The organism is Rhizobium sp. T1470 (assembly GCF_042140505.1).
GTDB lineage: Bacteria > Pseudomonadota > Alphaproteobacteria > Rhizobiales > Rhizobiaceae > Rhizobium > Rhizobium favelukesii.
Genome location: NZ_CP148091.1, coordinates 3,732,311 through 3,750,572, shown reverse-complemented (window position 1 = coordinate 3,750,572; position 18,262 = coordinate 3,732,311). Strand labels below are relative to the sequence as shown.

Genomic DNA, 18,262 nt, shown 5'->3' with positions numbered 1-18,262 from the left:
CAAATGCGGGCAGAAGCCCGCGTGCGGAGGCGGATGGCAGGCGCGGGAGCGCAACGGTTGCTTTCCCTGGAGAGCCTGCCGCCGGCGACCGGATCTTCGATAATGCAACAGAGCTGTCACGCGCCGAACCTAGGATCAGGGGCGACGCGGGACAAGAAGCCGCCCGCAGCTCGCGGGCTCTGACAGGAGGGAATGATGACGAAGACGCCATCCACGGGTTTTGACCAGTTCGCAGCGGCAACGACGCGTGCGACGGCCAATACGCGTAAATTCGCCTCCGGCCTGCCGCGAAAACAGGGACTTTACGACCCGCGCAACGAGCATGATGCCTGCGGTGTCGGCTTCGTCGCCCATATGAAGGGTCAGAAATCGCACCAGATCGTCAAGGACGGTCTTTTTATTCTCGAGAACCTGACGCACCGCGGTGCCGTCGGCGCCGATCCGCTGATGGGCGACGGTGCTGGCATCCTCGTGCAGATCCCGGACCGCTTCTTCCGCGAGGAAATGGCCAGGCAGGGTATCACGCTGCCGAAGGTCGGCGAATACGGCATGGGTCACATCTTCATGCCGCGCGACGAAAAGCAGATCGCGCACTTCAAGAAGGTGATCCAGGACGTCATCGTCGAGGAAGGTCAGGTCTTCCTCGGCTTCCGCGATGTGCCCGTCGACAACTCCTCGCTTTCCAAGGCGCCCGAGATTGCCGCGACCGAGCCGCATCATGTGCAGGTCTTCATTGGTGCGGGCAAGGATGCTGCGACCAACGACGAGTTCGAGCGTCGCCTGTTCACGCTGCGCAAGGTGATCTCCAACCGCATCTACGACGAGTTTGATGGCGAGGAGAGCAACTTCTATCCGGTGTCGCTGTCGTCGGCGACCGTTGTCTACAAGGGCATGTTCCTGGCCTACCAGGTGGGGGCTTACTATAAGGACCTGTCGGATCCGCGTTTCGAGTCCGCGGTTGCCCTCGTGCACCAGCGCTTCTCCACCAACACTTTCCCGTCGTGGAAGCTGGCGCACCCCTACCGCATGGTTGCCCACAACGGTGAAATCAACACGCTGCGCTCCAACGTCAATTGGATGGCGGCACGTCAGGCCTCGGTTTCTTCGCCGCTCTTCGGTGACGACATCTCCAAGCTCTGGCCAATCTCCTATGAAGGCCAGTCCGATACGGCCTGTTTTGACAACGCCCTCGAGTTCCTCGTGCGCGGCGGCTACTCCATGGCGCATGCCGTGATGATGCTGATCCCGGAAGCCTGGGCGGGCAACCAGTCGATGGCGGCCGAGCGCAAGGCATTCTACGAATATCACGCTGCGCTAATGGAGCCGTGGGACGGACCGGCGGCTGTCGCCTTCACCGACGGCAAGCAGATCGGCGCGACGCTCGACCGCAACGGCCTGCGTCCGGCTCGCTATCTTGTCACGAATGACGACCGCGTCATCCTTGCATCTGAAGCCGGCACGCTGCCGGTGCCGGAGGAGGACATTGTCCAGAAGTGGCGCCTGCAGCCGGGCAAGATGCTGCTGATCGACATGGAAAAGGGCCGGATCGTTTCCGACGAGGAAGTGAAGTCCGAGCTTGCCACCAAACATCCCTATCGCAGCTGGCTGGATCGCACGCAGCTGATCCTCGAAGACCTGAAGCCGGTCGAGCCGCGTGCGCTGCGCCGCGACGTTTCACTGCTCAACCGCCAGCAGGCCTTCGGCTACACGACCGAGGACACCAAGATCCTGATGTCGCCGATGGCGACCACGGGTCAGGAGGCCGTGGGTTCGATGGGCACGGATACGCCGATTTCGGCGATGTCGGAAAAGTCGAAGCTGCTCTATACCTACTTCAAGCAGAACTTCGCGCAGGTCACGAACCCGCCGATCGACCCGATCCGCGAAGAGCTCGTCATGAGCCTCGTCTCGTTCATCGGACCGCGTCCGAACATTCTCGACCATACGGGTATGGCGAACGCCAAGCGCCTGGAAGTGCGCCAGCCGATCCTGACCAATGGCGATCTGGAAAAGATCCGCTCGATCGGTCATACGGAAGACCGCTTCGACACCAAGACGCTCGACTTCACCTATGATGTCGAACGCGGCGCCGAAGGCATGCCCGAAATGCTCGACCGTCTCTGCGAGCGCGCCGAAGCCGCGGTCAAGGGCGGCTACAACATCATCGTGCTCTCCGACCGCCAGATCGGCCCGGACCGCATCGCCATTCCCGCGCTGCTGGCGACGGCTGCCGTGCACCATCACCTGATCCGTAAAGGGCTGCGCACCTCGGTCGGTCTCGTCGTCGAAACCGGCGAGCCGCGCGAAGTGCACCACTTCTGCCTGCTCGCAGGCTATGGCGCCGAAGCGATCAACCCTTACCTTGCCTTCGACACGTTGCTCGACATGCATGCCAAGGGCGAGTTCCCGAAGGAAGTCGACGCCAGCGAAGTCGTCTACCGCTACATCAAGGCGGTCGGCAAAGGCATCCTCAAGGTCATGTCGAAGATGGGCATCTCGACCTATCAGTCCTATTGCGGCGGCCAGATCTTCGATGCGATCGGCCTGCAGCAGGAGCTGGTCGACAAGTACTTCTTCGGCACGGCAACGATGATCGAAGGCGTCGATCTCGCCGCGATCGCCGAAGAGACTGTTGCGCGTCACACCTCCGCCTTCGGCAAGGATCCGCTGCTGGCGACGACGCTCGACATCGGGGGCGAGTATGCCTACCGCATGCGCGGCGAAAGCCATGCCTGGACGCCGGATGCGGTCGCCACGCTTCAGCATGCCGTTCGCGGCAATGCCGAAGACCGCTACCGCGAGTTCGCCGAGATGGTGAACACCTCGGCGCTGCGCATGAACACGATCCGTGGCCTCTTCAACATCAAGAGCGCCGAAGAGATCGGTCGCAAGCCGGTCTCGGTCGACGCGGTCGAGCCAGCGGTCGATATCGTCAAGCGCTTCTCGACGGGTGCCATGTCCTTCGGCTCGATCAGCCGCGAGGCACACACGACGCTGGCGATCGCCATGAACCGGATCGGCGGCAAGTCCAACACCGGCGAGGGCGGTGAAGAATCCGACCGTTACATGCCGCTGCCGGATGGTTCGTCGAACCCGGAACGCTCGGCGATCAAGCAGATCGCATCGGGACGCTTCGGTGTCACGACCGAGTATCTGGTCAATGCCGATATGCTGCAGATCAAGGTGGCGCAGGGTGCCAAGCCCGGCGAAGGCGGCCAGCTTCCTGGCCACAAGGTTGACGCGACGGTTGCCAAGACCCGCCACTCGACTCCGGGTGTCGGCCTGATCTCGCCGCCGCCGCATCACGACATCTATTCGATCGAAGATCTGGCGCAGCTGATCTATGACCTGAAGAACGTCAACCCGACGTCGGATGTGTCGGTCAAGCTCGTCTCGGAAGTCGGCGTCGGCACGGTTGCGGCCGGCGTTGCCAAGGCGCGCGCCGACCACATCACGGTCTCCGGCTTCGATGGCGGCACCGGCGCATCGCCGCTGACCTCGCTGAAGCATGCCGGCAGCCCGTGGGAAATCGGCCTTGCCGAAACCCAGCAGACCCTGGTGCTGAACGGATTGCGCTCGCGCATTGCCCTGCAGGTCGACGGCGGCCTGAAGACCGGCCGCGATGTCATCATCGGAGCGCTTCTCGGCGCCGACGAATTCGGCTTCGCGACGGCACCTTTGATCGCTGCCGGCTGCATCATGATGCGCAAGTGCCATTTGAACACCTGTCCTGTCGGCGTTGCCACGCAGGACCCGGTTCTGCGCAAGCGCTTCAAGGGCACGCCCGAGCACGTCGTCAACTACTTCTTCTTCGTCGCCAACGAAGTGCGCGAAATCCTCGCCTCGCTCGGCTTCACCAAGCTCGATGACATCATCGGCGCTTCGGAGCTGCTCGAGAAGGACGAAATGCTGGCGCACTGGAAGTCCAAGGGTCTCGACTTCAGCCGCATCTTCCACAAGGTCGAGGCGCCGAAGGATGCAACCTACTGGACGACCCGCCAGAAGCACCCGATCGACGACATTCTTGACCGCAAGCTGATCGAGGAGGCGCAGCCGGCGCTGACCTCGAAGACGCCGGTTGCCTTCGAAGTGGACATCAAGAACGTCGACCGTTCGGCCGGTGCGATGCTCTCCGGGGAAGTCGCCAAGCGCTACAACCACCGCGGCCTCAAGGACGACACGATCAACGTGACGCTCAGGGGCACTGCCGGGCAGTCGTTCGGCGCCTTCCTAGCGCGCGGCATCACCTTCAACCTGATCGGTGACGGCAACGACTATGTCGGTAAGGGCCTGTCGGGCGGCAAGATCATCGTCCGGCCGCCGGAGAATTCGAAGATCGTCGCGGAAGACTCCATCATCGTCGGCAACACCGTGCTCTACGGTGCGACCGAAGGCGAGTGCTACTTCCGCGGTGTCGCGGGCGAGCGCTTCGCGGTCCGCAACTCCGGTGCGATCGCCATCGTCGAAGGCGTGGGCGACCACGGCTGCGAATACATGACGGGCGGTGTCGTCGTCGTACTCGGCTCAACGGGCCGCAACTTTGCGGCCGGCATGTCCGGCGGCGTGGCTTATGTGCTCGACGAAGCCGGCGATTTTGCCAAAAGATGCAACATGGCGATGGTCGAACTCGAGCCGGTTCCGGAAGAGGACGACATGCTGGAGAAGCTGCATCACCACGGCGGCGACCTCATGCACAAGGGACGCGTCGACGTTTCGGGTGACATGACGCGCCACGACGAAGAGCGTCTCTACCAGTTGATCTCCAACCATCTGCACTACACGGGTTCGACCCGCGCCAAGCAGATCCTGGACAACTGGGTCGACTACCGTCCGAAGTTCCGCAAGGTCATGCCGGTCGAGTACCGCCGTGCCCTGGAAGAAATGGAACGCGCCCGCATGGGAATTGCGGCCGAGTAATTACGCTTACTTCCGTTGCGCTGGTGAACGCCGGCGCGGCGGATGACCGAAGTATCTCAATGACCCACAGATCGGCAGCAGCCTAAGGCAGCGCAGACGCGTGGATGGCACTCAAGGGATATGCTTGATGACGGTCGAAAGAAGCAACCTGCCTCCGCTGTCGAGGCTGACGATGGACAACTGGCCGCAGGCGAGGCGGTCATGAGTGTAAGGGACGAAAATATGGGTAAGGTCACAGGGTTTCTGGAAATCGACCGGCAGGTGGCGAAGTATCAGCCTGCCTCGGATCGCATCCGGCATTTCCGCGAATTCACGATCCCGATGTCGGACCAGGAAGTACAGAAACAGGCAGCGCGCTGCATGGACTGTGGCATCCCCTATTGCCATGGGCCGACCGGTTGTCCGGTGCACAACCAGATTCCTGACTGGAACGACCTCGTCTATAACAACAACTGGGAAGCGGCGATCCAGAACCTGCATTCGACCAACAACTTCCCGGAATTCACCGGCCGCGTCTGCCCCGCCCCCTGCGAGGAAGCGTGCACGCTAAACCTTGAAGACACGCCGGTTGCGATCAAGACGGTCGAGCAGGCGATCGCCGACAAGGCCTACGAGCTCGGTTTCATCCGCCCGCAGCCGGCCACGGTGCACACGGGCAAGAAGGTGGCGATCGTCGGTTCCGGCCCTGCCGGCATGGCGGCTGCGCAACAGCTCGGCCGCGCCGGCCACGACGTTCACCTCTACGAGCGCGAGTCGAAGCCCGGCGGCCTGCTGCGCTACGGCATCCCTGATTTCAAGATGGAGAAGAACTTCATCGATCGCCGCGTCGAGCAGATGAAAGGCGAGGGCGTCACCTTCCATTGTGGCGTCAATGTCGGCGTCGACGTGAAGGTCGAGCAGCTGCTTTCGGATTGTGATGCCGTGCTCTATTGCGGCGGTTCGGAAACGCCCCGCGAAGCAGGCATTCCGGGCATCGAGCTTGCCGGTGTCCACGATGCGATGCCGTACCTTGTGCAGCAGAACAAGCGCGTCGGCCGCGAAAACATCGACAGCGTCGGCTGGGCGTCTGACCCGATCCTTGCAGGCGCCAAGCATGTCGTCGTCGTCGGCGGTGGCGATACCGCGTCCGACTGCGTCGGCACGGCGTTCCGTCAGGGTGCCGTGAAGGTTACCCAGCTCGACATTCGCCCGCAGCCGCCGGAGAAGGAAGACAAGCTCGCCGTCTGGCCGTTCTGGGCGACGAAGATGCGCACCTCGTCTTCACAGGCGGAAGGCGCCATTCGCGAGTTCCAGGTTGCAACGCTCGAGTTCGTCGGCGAAGATGGCGTGCTGACCGGCGTGAAGTGCTGCGAAGTCGACGAGCGTCGCAAGCCGATCGCGGGCACGGAATTCATCATCAAGGCCGACCTCGCCTTTATCGCGATCGGCTTCAGTGGTCCGTTCAAGGACAGTGTGCTGAAGGAGCTCGACGGTAAGCTGACGCTCAATACCGACCGCCGCGGCTCGACCAACGTCGTTGCCAATGACCGCGACTACAAGACCTCGGTCGACAAGTTCTGGACGGCAGGCGACGTTCGCCGCGGCCAGTCGCTGGTCGTCTGGGCGATCCGCGAAGGCCGCCAGGCCGCCCGCGCCATCGATGAAGCCCTGATGGGCTCGACGGTTCTACCGCGGTAAGCAATGCCGTTTGATGAATGGAGTTAGGGCCGCTTTGTGCGGCCCTTTTCATTCCATGGACTCCGGATCACTACTGCGCGAGCGTCATCGGCGGCTCTTGCAGGCCCTTCAACCATTCGTGGCCGGGGTGGCATGCCGCAAGCGAGGTTTTCAGCCACCGACGTTCCGAAACCGGCAGCCTCGGCAAGGCCCTCTCGAAGTCGATTTCATCCTTGGGGCGTCCGTATTTCGCCTTGAACAGAAGGACGGCAGCCGGCTTCAAATAGGGAATACCTTCAGCCGTCGTATCGACCATCTCGTCGCGCGGGCGGGAAATGGCAGGTTGTCGTTTGTAGATCCAGGTGTCGAGCGTTCCCGGCTCGATCATCATGTCGACGCGCCAGCGCCGCTCCTCCATGTCCAGACACCATATCTGCGAGATTGCTGCCGGTGGCTCCTCGTCTGCTGGCAGGTACTCGACAACGCCATCTCCAGCGGTATCGAATTCCATGCCTTTCAGAGCATCGCGAAAGATGCCGAAATCTTGCCGCAGGATGGTAAATTCCAGGTCCTCGTGCTCGCGGGTCTGATGCCCGTGCCAAAGGTCGAGCGCCCATCCGCCAACAATGCACCACCGCCTTGAGACAGCGCTCAGCCGGGCTGCCAGTTCCGCGGGATGCCAAGCGGGCCACGCGCCGTGATCAATCGGCATTTGTGATTGCATGACGTTTGTCTCCGTCTGCGCTGTCGGGTGCTCGCTAGGGCGGAGGTTTCCGCACGGGTGGTCAGTTTCACAAAACGAGCAGCAGCCAAGTCCGCCGCTGAGATCAAGGACGGGCTTTCGCCTGACGTTGCCTATTTGATGGAAACCTGCGCCGCGGGCTTCATCGGCGTCATGCGGTAGTCATCGACGCGGCCGGCGGGGGGAGGCGCCATCTCGCCGTCCTGAACCAGCATGTCGCGCGGTGACTTGGTCACGCTGACCGGCAGGGCTCTGCCGCCGAGAAGCTCCGCGCCGCCATCGAGGTTCGGGTCGGACAGGCTGATCGGTTCGGTCCGGCCCGGTGTTGCGAGAGCGTCGAGCGTGGGCGCATTGCCCGTGTCAAGCCGGACGAGGTCGGGGCTTGCCTGAATGCCGAGGATGCGGCGCACGGGCTTCTCGACATAAAAGGCGAGCTTGCGCCGGCCGGCCTCGGTCAAGTTGATTCCGTCTGACGTGCGCAGGCGCACCTGCTGGCCGTTGATATCCGAGCCAGTGACAATGAATTCACCGCCTTCGCTGACGAAGCCATCCCAGATGTCAACGAACTCGCCGCCGACGCTCTCCATCTGCTTGCGGAACAGCTGGTTGAGCTGCACTGCATCGGCCGTCATCGCAGGCGAATCGAAGGCCGGCAGGCCGACCCACAGGAGCGGGATCTTGCGGCTGGTGACCTGCTTGCCGAAGTCTACGACACGGCGCTGATATTCGACATACCAGCCGTCGGTCCTGAATTTTTCCTTGCCTACATCCGTCACCATCTGCTGGCGGTCATTCGCGCCAAGCATAACGATGACCATGGCGGGCTTCGCCTCGTCCATGAACTTTGTCAGCTGTTGCGGCCAATCATAGTAGTCGTCTCGCACCAGACCGGAGGCGACGTTGCTGTGCGTCTCGATGAGGATGCCGGGAGAATCCTTGAACGCCGCATCCATGCCGACGCCAAGACCGCCGGCGAGAAAATCGCCGACGACAAGGATCTTCTGAGCGTTGACAAGTTTCTCGACTACCTTCTCTTCAACGACCACGGGAGCGGCTGGGCGTGGCGCTGCGGCCGCCTTCGGCGCCGCCTTCCTCTTCGGCGCAGGTTGTCGCTGCGGCGCGTTCTGAGACGGTGCCTGTCGCGGATATTCCTGGATGTAGCGACGACCAAGGAAGAAGTCGAGAATGGAGCGGCGATAGTAATAGCGCTCCTGCGCATTAGCCACGTGTACCGGCAGCGCGCTGAAGACAAGCACCAGTGTCGCGGCGCCGATCGCACCCCAGCAGCGCGTTGCCCGGTTTACTCGTTTACGCATAGTCAGCAGCCTCGCATCTGCCGGCATTCTCGCATGGAGCAGGAAGGCGCGTCCACACCCCAAGATACATGTCGTCGATTTATTCTTCTTATTTGCGAAGCGCGTTCAAGAGCGGCAGCGATGGCTCGCCGTCCTGCTGCATTCCAATACGGGCCTGGACCGCCGCAATGGCTGCCTTCGATCCGCTGCCGAAGTTGCCGTCGACCTCGCCGTCATAATAGCCGAGCGTCTTCAGGCGCGTCTGCAGTTCGAACTTCTCCTTGACGTCGAGCGTGCCACCCGGGCGCGGCCAGCGCTGCTTCATGCCGCCATAGCCGGCGATCTCGTCCGCCAGCAGCCCGACGGCGATCGCATAGCTGTCCGAGGCGTTGTAGTTCTTGATGGTGAAGAAATTGCTGGTCATCAGGAAGCCCGGGCCATCGGCGCCAGCCGGCATCTTGAGGACGGCGTTGCTGCCGCCTTCGCGGAAGCCCTTGCCGTTGGGCCGTGTCAGGCCGAGGGAGGCCCACTGCGCCAGCGAGTGAGTCTTACCGACCTGCTTTCGCGCGTTCGGCGGTACGACGACCTCGTACCCCCAGGTCTTGCCCGCGTCCCAGCCGTTCTTCATCAGCAGGTTGGCCGATGTCGCCAGGGCATCGGGCACGGAGTTCCAGATGTCGCGATGACCGTTGCCGTCGGCGTCGACCGCGTAGAGCAGGTAGCTTGTCGGAATGAACTGGGTATGGCCCATGGCGCCCGCCCAGGAGCCGGTCATGCCATCCGGGGAGATATCGCCGTTCTGCAGGATCTTCAGTGCGGCGATCAGCTGCTTCTTGGCGAATTTCGCGCGGCGTTCGTCGGCGTAGGCGAGCGTCGCCAAAGCGCGCGGCACATAATGCAGGCGGTCATCCTTGTCGAGAACTGCGCCATAGTTGGACTCCATCGACCAGATGGCGAGGAGAATCGTCTTGTCCACACCGAATTGGCGTTGGATCGCATTCAGTGTCGAGGCATGCTTGGCAGCCATCTGACGGCCGATCTGAACCGTGTACGGATTTACACGGGAATCCACGTAGTCCCAGATTTTCGTTGTAAATTCAGGCTGATAGGTTGCCTTCTCGAGCACGGTCGGGTCCGGATCGCTGACGCCTGAGAAGGCTTTGCGATATGTTGCCTTGCTGATGCCATTTTGAGCGGCAGTTTGGTAGAAGTCCGCGATCCACTTCTGGAACCGCTGATCGGCTTTCGCGTTGAGGGGAGCCAGACCGGCGGACGCGGTCACGATGAGTACGATAGCAAGACCACGAAGGGAGTTTCTGTGATTTTGAGTCATCGGCGGTCATCCGTCCTTTCGTTTCAGGCACAGCAGAGCGCGAAGTTCCGCTCAGGCCTGAGACTACCTGAACGAAGTCAACAAATTCTTTACCATGACGCAGGAACGCAGTCACCATTTGCAAAACGGTAGCAAATCTCATCTAGTCCAATCAAAAATGCCTTTTATTTCAAGCGGTGTAATCATCGCAGGAGGATTGTGTGGCAGAGCATAAAAAAGTTCGCAAAGCTGTATTTCCGGTTGCGGGTCTCGGGACTCGCTTTCTCCCGGCCACGAAAGCCGTGCCGAAGGAAATGCTGACTGTCGTCGACAAACCGATCATTCAGTATGTGGTCGACGAGGCTTTGGAAGCGGGCATCGAGCATTTCGTTTTCGTCACCGGTCGTAACAAACACATTATCGAAGACTACTTCGATATCCACTTCGAGCTCGAGCAGACGCTGCGCGAGCGCAGCAAGCAGGCGGAAATGACCCTGCTTGCCGGCCAACTTCCCAAGGCTGGTACGGTCAGCTTCACCCGCCAGCAGGAGCCGCTCGGTCTCGGCCATGCCGTCTGGTGTGCCCGCGAGATCGTTGGCAATGAGCCTTTCGCGCTGCTGCTGCCCGACATGATCATGAAAAGCGAAGGCAAGGGCTGCATGAAGGGCATGATCGATCTTTATGCCCAGAGCGGCGGCAACATCGTCGCTGTCGAAGAGTGCGCGCCCGATCAGGCCCACAAATACGGCATCGTCGGCGTCGGCGAGGCGATCGGGGATGGCTTCCGCATCACCGGCATGGTCGAGAAGCCGGCCAAGGGTACAGCGCCGTCGAATTACTTCATCAACGGCCGCTACATCCTGCAGCCTGAGGTCTTCAAGATCCTCGAGACGCAGGAACGCGGTGCCGGCAACGAGATCCAGCTTACCGACGGCATGCTGAAGCTGCTGAAGGACCAGGCCTTTGCAGGCTATCACTTCCGCGGGACGACCTATGACTGCGGCGCCAAGGACGGCTTCATCCTGGCGAACGTAGCGTTCGCACTGGAGCGTGCCGACATCCGCCCAACCGTCGAGGGCGGTTTCAAGGAACTGCTGAAGGGCCTCTGAAGCAGGCCCGCTGCTTAAGCGAATTGCGTCCGCCTTCAAGTCTCCCACTTGGAGGCGGATTTCGTTTCAGCGCTTCAGTTTGAGGCCGACACCGGCTCGCCACTGCTCGGAGTCGCTGCTCGTCTTGCGAGCCGTCAGTTCGTAGCCGATCGTGCTGGTCAGATCGAGGTAGCGGTTGATATTCCAGATCAGACCGGCGCTGGTGGTGTAGACCGTTTCGTCGCTGGTCGAGCTATCCGCGGGGTAATCGCGGAATGTAATACCGCCAAGCACCGTGCCTGTCAGGTTATCACGCAGCTGATGCGTGAGGCCCGTCGCCAAGGCATGGGAAACGTAGCCGGATTCACCGGCGGTCGTCGATGGGTTGATGCTTGTCAACAGGCCGATGTTAACGTCGGTGCCTCTGAGCGGCGACCAAAGGAGTTGAGCGTCCACCACGGCCGTGTCGATATTCGAAAGGCGCGGATCGTCGAAGGTGGCCGTCTCGTAGCCGACGCCAACCTCGCCGCGAAGCTTTTCGCCCATATCTAGCTCGACGCCGACCTTGGCGCCATAGCTATCCCCCGACCGCCGGTAGCCAGCGGAATCAACTCTCTCGTCATAGACCGTCGTGCCGACATTGGCCTCGATGAAGGGGATGAGCGCGGGAGAAAGCTCGTAGCCGATACGGCCGCGGATCGTGCCGCTGGTCTGGTTGCGGTCGCCTAGTGAAATAGTGGTGCCGTCCGACAACGTGGCGTCGGAATAGATCGCGCGGCTCAGACCGATGCCGGTACTGCCGCGCAGGATGCCGAAGTCGCGCTCGATCGAGGCGCCGGCACTGAATTCCTGGACGTCCGATTGCTTGTCCGCGTTCTGCACGGCATTGGGATCATCGGTGTCTTCGCGGTAGAAATGGTAGCCGCCGCTCATGTGCGCCGTCGTGTCCTGCGCAAGATCAAGGCGCAGATCGCCGAAGATCCTGAAATCAGGCTGTTCTTCGCCTTCGCCGCTGACGTTCTTCTGCCAGGCGCCTTCGGTGGTCACCAAGAGCTGGTGCAAGGCCCAGTCCGACGTCAGCGTCGTGTGCATGTCGGTTTCGAGGAACGCGCGCGTCTGCTTGACGCCGCCATCCTTCTGCGTCTCGGTGTTGATGCTCTGGGTGACGGTGGGGCGCAGCACGAAGGTTCCGATGCGGATGCCGGGCGTTTCCTCGGTTGCCGGGTTCGGCTCCGGCTTGCGGGGCGGCAGCCGCTCGTCGAGCGGCGCCTCGCGCGTGTTGAGGCGTATCATGTCCTCATCAAGGATCGCCCCGGTGGTTTCATCGCTCGGCTTCTGATCGGGCGCTGCAATGGCGGCGGCGGTGGTTCCTTGCGCTGCATTATCAGCCGCTGACGTGGTGCCGTCAGACGGTTTTGGGATATCGCCTTCATCCTCGGTCGCCGCAGCAGGCAGCGTAGTGGACGAGCGTATCGAGCTGTTTGGGGCCGGCGTCGACTGCGCAAATGCGGCTTGGGGAGCAAGGAGAACGCCTACCGTCAGAGCCATGGATACGGCAAAGCCCGCCGCACGGAGCGGCGTTAGACTGCTCGTATCCTTCCTATGGCCCATGTCGATCCTGGCATGCTTCGAAGCGTTACCCGAACGTAAAGGCTTGTGGTTAACCATTCGTTGCGACGGCATGCCTTGAGGATCAGCCGATGGACTCGGCCGGTGAAAACCGCTAACGCAGTGCCATGATCAAAAGAGCGGTAAATGTCATCGAAAACGGTGTTCTTGAGTCTGCAAAGCGGACGATCGGCACCGAGAGGCGGGCGCTTGAAGCCCTGGAGCGAGCTTTTGACGACGGCCTTACCGAGTCTTTCATGCGCGCCGTCGAGACGATCACCGGGATCACCGGTCGCGTCATCGTTACCGGTGTCGGCAAGAGCGGCCATATCGGCGTGAAAATCGCGGCGACACTGGCTTCAACGGGAACGCCGGCGTTCTTCGTCCACGCTGCCGAGGCCAACCATGGCGATCTCGGGATGATCGGCACGACGGATGTCGTTCTTGCCCTATCCAAGGGCGGAGAAAGCGCTGAGCTTCGCAGCATCGTCGCCTATACGCGTCGTTTTTCGATTCCGCTGATTGCCGTCACTTGTTCCGAGAAATCGTCACTCGCGACTGCCGCCGACATCATCCTGCTGATGCCGAACGAGGAGGAGGCTTGCCCGCATGGCCTTGCTCCGACAACGTCGACCTTGATGCAGCTGGCGATGGGCGATGCGCTGGCAATCGCCCTGCTCGACGCGCGCGGCTTTTCTGCCCGCGATTTTCATGTCTTCCACCCAGGCGGCAAGCTCGGTGCGAGTCTCAGCCACGTCGCCGACATCATGCATACGGGTGATCGCGTGCCATTGGTGGCGAAGGGGACGTCGGTGCCGGAAGCCATCTCGACACTCTCGCGCAAACACTTCGGCTGCGTCGGGATCGTGGAAGGGGACGGCCGTCTCTGTGGTATCGTTACCGAAGGCGACGTGGCGCGCAACCTCACGCGCAATCTCTCCGAGCTGCTGGTTGACGACATCATGACGCGCACGCCAAAGACGGTGAAGCCGACGGTGCTTGCAACGGCCGCGCTTGCGATGCTCAACCAGCACAGCATCGGCGCATTGATCGTCGTCGACGACGAAAACCGCCCGATCGGGCTCGTGCACTTCCATGATCTGCTGCGGATCGGAGTGGCCTGATCAGGCCGCTTCCACGGTTAGATCGCGGCCGCTGCTTGCTACCACTTTTACCTTGGTGCCGATTGGCAGGTCCGGGCCGCTGACGCGCCAGACCGTATCGTCGAGGCGAATGCGGCCGCGCCCTTCGCGAATGGGCTCCGCCAGCGTTGCGGTGCGCCCGACGAGGCTTTCGGCCCGCTGATTCAAAAAAGGCTGATCCGTTTCGCCGTGCCGCAGGGTCAGTTTGCGGCCGATGAACGTTGCCACGACGGCAAGCAGCGCAAACAGGATGGCCTGGACCTGCCAGAACCAGAAACTGCTGTCCCAGAACAGCAGCGACAGCACGCCGACGACCAAGGCAGCAAGGCCGATCCAGACGAGGAAGAAGCCCGGTGCGATCAACTCTGCCGCCAGCAGCACCAGGCCGGCGATCCACCAGCTCCAGGGTCCGAGTTCCGCGACAAGGCTGGCAATCATGGCTCAGCGCTCCGTGGTCGGGTTGAAAGGGTTGACGGGCGGTGTGGTGCGCTGCGTTGGGCGCGGCGCCGGCGGAGTCGGATTGTCGCCAAAGACCTCCTTGGCAATCGCGCCAATGCCGCCGAGCGATCCGATGAGGGAGGACGCCTCGACGGGCATCAACACGACCTTGGAATTGGTGGCGGTGCCGATCGAGGCAAGCGCTTCGGTATATTTCTGCGCAACGAAATAGTTGATGGCCTGGACATTGCCTGATGCGATCGCTTCGGACACCATCTTCGTCGCCTTGGCTTCTGCTTCGGCGAGGCGCTCGCGAGCTTCCGCGTTGCGGAAGGCCGCTTCGCGTTGGCCCTCGGCCTGGAGGATGGCGGATTGCTTGGCGCCTTCGGCGCGAAGGATCTGAGCATTTCGGGCGCCCTCGGCCTCAAGCACCTGCGCGCGCTTCTCGCGCTCGGCCTTCATCTGCCGTGCCATGGCGTCGACGAGGTCGCGCGGCGGTTGAATGTCCTTGATCTCGACGCGCGTCACCTTGATGCCCCAGGGCTGCACAGCATCGTCGACGACGCGCAGAAGGCGGTCGTTGATCACGTCGCGGTTCGACAGCAACTCGTCGAGATCCAGGGAGCCCATCACGGTGCGGATGTTCGTCATCGTCAGGTTCAGAATGGCATTCTCGAGCTGCGCGACCTGATAGGCGGCCTCGGCGGCATTGAGGACCTGGAAGAAGGCGACGGCGTCGGCCGAAATGGAAGCGTTATCCTTGGTGATTACCTCCTGCGTCGGCACGATGAGAACCTGCTCCATGACGTTCATGCGGGCGCCGACACGCTCGATGAAGGGGGTAATCAGGTTGAGGCCGGGTTCCAGCGTGCGGGTGTAGCGGCCAAAGCGCTCGATCGTGTAGCGGTAGCCCTGCGGCACCGTCTTGATCCCGGCAAACAGGACCAGGATGACGAACACCACCAGCGCAATAACGACGATATCAAAGCCGCCCAGAACCATAAAACTCCCCCGCGATAGAATCGACGGACACAACCTTAGACCAGCCGACCTGAAACGCCAGTATCTTCAACAGGCGAGACCGCTTGGTCATGGATTCGATATGGGATGTCGGTTGGCTATTCACAACGGGGTCGCTTTGGCCTAGAAGGCGAGCAGGAAATACCGGTCGCAGCCCACCCGGTCAAAACAAGGGATCCTCATCATGAAGACTATCGTCATCTGCTCCGGCGGATTGGACTCCATTTCGCTCGCCCATCGCGTGGCGGCGGAGCATCAGCTTATCGGCCTGCTTTCCTTCGATTACGGACAGCGACACCGCAAGGAACTGGACTTTGCCACAGCCTGCGCCAAGCGGCTCGGCGTGCCACACCAGATCATCGATATCCGCACCATCGGGCGGCACCTGACGGGATCGGCGCTGACCGACGACGTCGACGTGCCAGATGGCCACTATGCCGAAGAGACGATGAAGGCGACCGTGGTGCCGAACCGGAACGCAATCATGCTGGCAATCGCCTTTGGTCTTGCCGCGGCTCAAAAGGCAGATGCCGTGGCCGTTGCCGTGCATGGCGGGGATCATTTCATCTATCCCGATTGCCGTCCGGGCTTCATCGACGCCTTCCAGGAAATGCAGAACCAGGCGCTTGACGGCTACGCCAGCGTCTCGCTGCATGCACCTTACGTCAACATCTCGAAGGCCGATATCGTTGCCGATGGCGCGAAATACGGAACGCCCTTTGCCGAGACGTGGTCCTGCTACAAGGGCGGTACACGCCATTGCGGGCGTTGCGGTACCTGCGTGGAGCGGCGTGAGGCCTTTCATCTTGCTGGCGTTGCCGATCCCACGGAATACGAGGATCCGGATTTCTGGGTGGCGGCAACATCAGGCTATTCGGCCAGGGAGGTGAAGTGATGTTTCGCATCACCAAGGAGTTCCACTTCTCCGCATCGCATCAGCTGACCCATTTGCCCGCCGATCACCAGTGCGCGCGGCTGCACGGACACAACTACATCGTGGTCGTGGAGCTTGCGGCTGCCGAGCTCGACGAGAACGGCTTCGTGCGCGACTATCACGAGCTTTCGCCGCTGAAGCGCTACATCGACGAGCGCTTCGACCATCGGCACCTGAATGAGGTGTTCGGCCATGACCGCGTGACGTCGGAATATCTCGCCAAGCACTTCTACGACTGGTGCAAAGAGTGGCTACCGGAAACCTCGGCCGTGCGCGTCAGTGAAACGCCGAAGACCTGGGCGGAATACCGGCCATGAGCGGGGCTCGCGAGACGCAGATCCGCGTCAGCGAGATCTTCGGGCCGACGATCCAGGGGGAAGGCATTCTGATCGGCCTGCCGACCGTCTTCGTTCGCACCGGCGGCTGCGATTATCGCTGTTCGTGGTGCGACAGCCTGCATGCGGTCGACAGCGCGTATCGCGAACAGTGGCTGCCCATGACGGTCGATGGCATATGGGCAGAGGTGACGCGGCTCTCCGGGGGCAAGCCGCTGATGGTGTCGCTCTCCGGCGGCAATCCGGCGATCCAGCCGCTTGGCGGTCTGATCGCGCACGGGCATGAGCGAGGCTATAGGTTCGCGCTGGAGACGCAGGGCAGCGTCGCCAAGGAATGGTTTGCCGATCTCGATGTCTTGGTGCTGAGCCCCAAGCCGCCCTCGAGCGGCATGGCAACTGACTTCGATGCCTTCGAGAACTGTCTCGGGATGGCCGCCGATGGACCTGAGATCGCCCTGAAGATCGTCGTTTTCGACGATCGCGACTACGCCTATGCCCGCGAGGCGGCCACCCGCTATCCCGATTTGCCCGTCTATCTGCAGCCGGGGAACCACACGCCACCGCCGCCTGATGACGACGATGCGCGCGTCGACATCGATGGCATCATGGACAGGATGCTGTGGCTCGTCGACAAGGTCACCGAGGACCGGTGGTTCGAGGCACGGGTGCTGCCCCAGCTGCACGTTCTGCTCTGGGGCAACAAGCGCGGCGTCTGACGATCAAGCCCAGCCGAGCAGTTCGCGGCGGACGACTTTCTCCAGCACCCGCATGCCGTCCTCGCTGTCGTTGAGGCAAGGAATGTGGGTGAACTGCTTGCCGCCGTGCGCATGGAAGGAGTGGGCGGCCTGTTCGGCGATTTCTTCCAACGTCTCCAGACAGTCGGAGACGAAGCCGGGGTTCAGCACGGCGATCTTCTTGACGCCGTCCTGTGCAAGTTTCTCCACCGTCTTGTCGGTGTAGGGCTGCAGCCACTCTTCAGGCCCGAAGCGGGACTGGAAGGTCACCATGAATTTGTCTTCCGGCAGCCCCAGCCGTTCGCGCAGCAGCCGGCCGGTCTTCTGGCATTGCCAGTAATAGGGATCGCCCTGCTCTGAATAGGAGAGCGGGATGCCGTGGAAGGAGGCAAGCACCATGTCCGGTTGCCAATCCAGCGCCGCCAGATGGTTCATGACCGAATTGGCCAGAGCCTCGATATAGGTCTCGTCGTCATGGTAGTCGGGGACGGTGCGAAGCGCCGGCTGCCAGCGCATCTTGAGCAGCTTCTGGAAGGCCTTGTCGTTGACCGTCGCTGTCGTTGCGGCCGCATATTGCGGGTAGAGCGGGAAGAGAACAATGCGGTCGCAGCCTTCGTCTTTCAGCGCCTGGATGCGGGACGCGATAGAAGGCGTGCCATAGCGCATCGCCCAGTCGACTCTCACGTTGGGCAGATCCTTCAGGCGCTCGGCCATCAGATTGGACTGGTTGCGGGTGTAGGTGCGCAGATAGCTTTCGTTCTTGTCCTTGTTCCAGATCGTCTCATAGGCTTTGCCTACTTTCTGCGGACGCGTGTTGAGAACGATGCCGAATAGGATCGGATACCACTTCCAGGGCGACCATTCGATGACGCGTTTGTCGGTCAGGAACTCCTTCAGGTAGCGGCGCATGGAGGCGTAGTCGGTGCCATCGGGCGTGCCCAGATTGACGAGCAAAACGCCCACCTTGCCTGATTTCACGGGCGGATGGTCCGCCGGGCGGTGCGCAGTATCAACAGTCATTTGAACCCCGGTGCTCGTCTG

General features: G+C 61.7%; 14 protein-coding genes. 7 read left to right on the top strand and 7 right to left on the bottom strand.

The window, feature by feature from the left end; genetic code table 11:
- Window positions 1–192 precede the first annotated feature (192 nt).
- A complete protein-coding gene (gene gltB / locus WGT02_RS18880; RefSeq protein WP_208249692.1) occupies window positions 193–4,917 on the top strand; it encodes a glutamate synthase large subunit in 4,725 nt (1,574 codons plus the stop codon).
- Between the two features lie 222 nt (window positions 4,918–5,139).
- Window positions 5,140–6,594: a glutamate synthase subunit beta gene (locus WGT02_RS18875; protein ID WP_024318216.1), complete on the top strand. Its 1,455-nt coding sequence runs from the start codon at window positions 5,140–5,142 to the stop codon at window positions 6,592–6,594.
- A gap of 70 nt (window positions 6,595–6,664) precedes the next feature.
- Here the strand turns inward: WGT02_RS18875 and WGT02_RS18870 are convergent, their stop codons facing one another.
- The 3 genes from WGT02_RS18870 to WGT02_RS18860 all read right to left on the bottom strand — a co-directional run bounded on the left by WGT02_RS18870 (window position 6,665) and on the right by WGT02_RS18860 (window position 9,943).
- The gene (locus WGT02_RS18870; RefSeq protein ID WP_208249693.1) at window positions 6,665–7,297 is read right to left on the bottom strand and encodes a nucleotidyltransferase domain-containing protein; all 633 of its coding nucleotides are present in this window, start codon (window positions 7,295–7,297) and stop codon (window positions 6,665–6,667) included.
- A gap of 131 nt (window positions 7,298–7,428) precedes the next feature.
- Window positions 7,429–8,658, bottom strand: coding sequence for an SGNH family hydrolase (locus WGT02_RS18865; RefSeq protein WP_208249694.1), 1,230 nt, complete (start codon window positions 8,656–8,658; stop codon window positions 7,429–7,431).
- Window positions 8,659–8,719: 61 nt separating this feature from the next.
- The gene (locus WGT02_RS18860) at window positions 8,720–9,943 is read right to left on the bottom strand and encodes a lytic murein transglycosylase (RefSeq protein WP_024318214.1); all 1,224 of its coding nucleotides are present in this window, start codon (window positions 9,941–9,943) and stop codon (window positions 8,720–8,722) included.
- A gap of 200 nt (window positions 9,944–10,143) precedes the next feature.
- Here WGT02_RS18860 and galU point away from each other — a divergent pair, with 200 nt between their 5' ends.
- Window positions 10,144–11,031 (top strand): UTP--glucose-1-phosphate uridylyltransferase GalU, encoded by an 888-nt coding sequence (gene galU, locus WGT02_RS18855; RefSeq protein ID WP_024318213.1) that lies wholly within the window; start codon window positions 10,144–10,146, stop codon window positions 11,029–11,031.
- A gap of 66 nt (window positions 11,032–11,097) precedes the next feature.
- Here galU and WGT02_RS18850 read toward each other — a convergent pair whose 3' ends face one another.
- Window positions 11,098–12,621: an outer membrane beta-barrel protein gene (locus WGT02_RS18850; protein WP_024318212.1), complete on the bottom strand. Its 1,524-nt coding sequence runs from the start codon at window positions 12,619–12,621 to the stop codon at window positions 11,098–11,100.
- Window positions 12,622–12,746: 125 nt separating this feature from the next.
- Here WGT02_RS18850 and WGT02_RS18845 point away from each other — a divergent pair, with 125 nt between their 5' ends.
- Entirely contained in the window at window positions 12,747–13,742 is a 996-nt protein-coding gene (locus tag WGT02_RS18845) for an SIS domain-containing protein (protein WP_208249695.1), read from the top strand.
- On the opposite strand, the gene WGT02_RS18840 is transcribed toward WGT02_RS18845, so the two are convergent.
- Both WGT02_RS18840 and WGT02_RS18835 read right to left on the bottom strand, forming a co-directional pair.
- The gene (locus WGT02_RS18840; RefSeq protein ID WP_024318210.1) at window positions 13,743–14,198 is read right to left on the bottom strand and encodes an NfeD family protein; all 456 of its coding nucleotides are present in this window, start codon (window positions 14,196–14,198) and stop codon (window positions 13,743–13,745) included.
- A gap of 3 nt (window positions 14,199–14,201) precedes the next feature.
- Complete coding sequence (locus WGT02_RS18835; protein ID WP_024318209.1) at window positions 14,202–15,200, bottom strand: SPFH domain-containing protein; 999 nt, start codon at window positions 15,198–15,200, stop codon at window positions 14,202–14,204.
- A 202-nt stretch (window positions 15,201–15,402) separates the two neighbouring features.
- Between WGT02_RS18835 and queC the strand changes: the two genes are divergently transcribed.
- From queC to queE, 3 genes are read left to right on the top strand one after another with little or no spacing between them, the layout of a single operon-like run.
- Window positions 15,403–16,113, top strand: a complete 711-nt coding sequence (queC, locus tag WGT02_RS18830) for a 7-cyano-7-deazaguanine synthase QueC (RefSeq protein WP_024318208.1) — start codon at window positions 15,403–15,405, stop codon at window positions 16,111–16,113.
- On the top strand, window positions 16,113–16,469 hold the full coding sequence (gene queD, locus WGT02_RS18825) for a 6-carboxytetrahydropterin synthase QueD (RefSeq protein WP_024318207.1): 357 nt from the start codon (window positions 16,113–16,115) through the stop codon (window positions 16,467–16,469). Before queC ends, queD begins: the two co-directional genes overlap by 1 nt.
- Complete coding sequence (gene queE / locus WGT02_RS18820; RefSeq protein ID WP_024318206.1) at window positions 16,466–17,203, top strand: 7-carboxy-7-deazaguanine synthase QueE; 738 nt, start codon at window positions 16,466–16,468, stop codon at window positions 17,201–17,203. Before queD ends, queE begins: the two co-directional genes overlap by 4 nt.
- Window positions 17,204–17,206: 3 nt before the next feature.
- On the opposite strand, the gene hemH is transcribed toward queE, so the two are convergent.
- The gene (hemH, locus tag WGT02_RS18815; protein ID WP_208249696.1) at window positions 17,207–18,241 is read right to left on the bottom strand and encodes a ferrochelatase; all 1,035 of its coding nucleotides are present in this window, start codon (window positions 18,239–18,241) and stop codon (window positions 17,207–17,209) included.
- Between the last annotated feature and the right edge of the window lie 21 nt (window positions 18,242–18,262).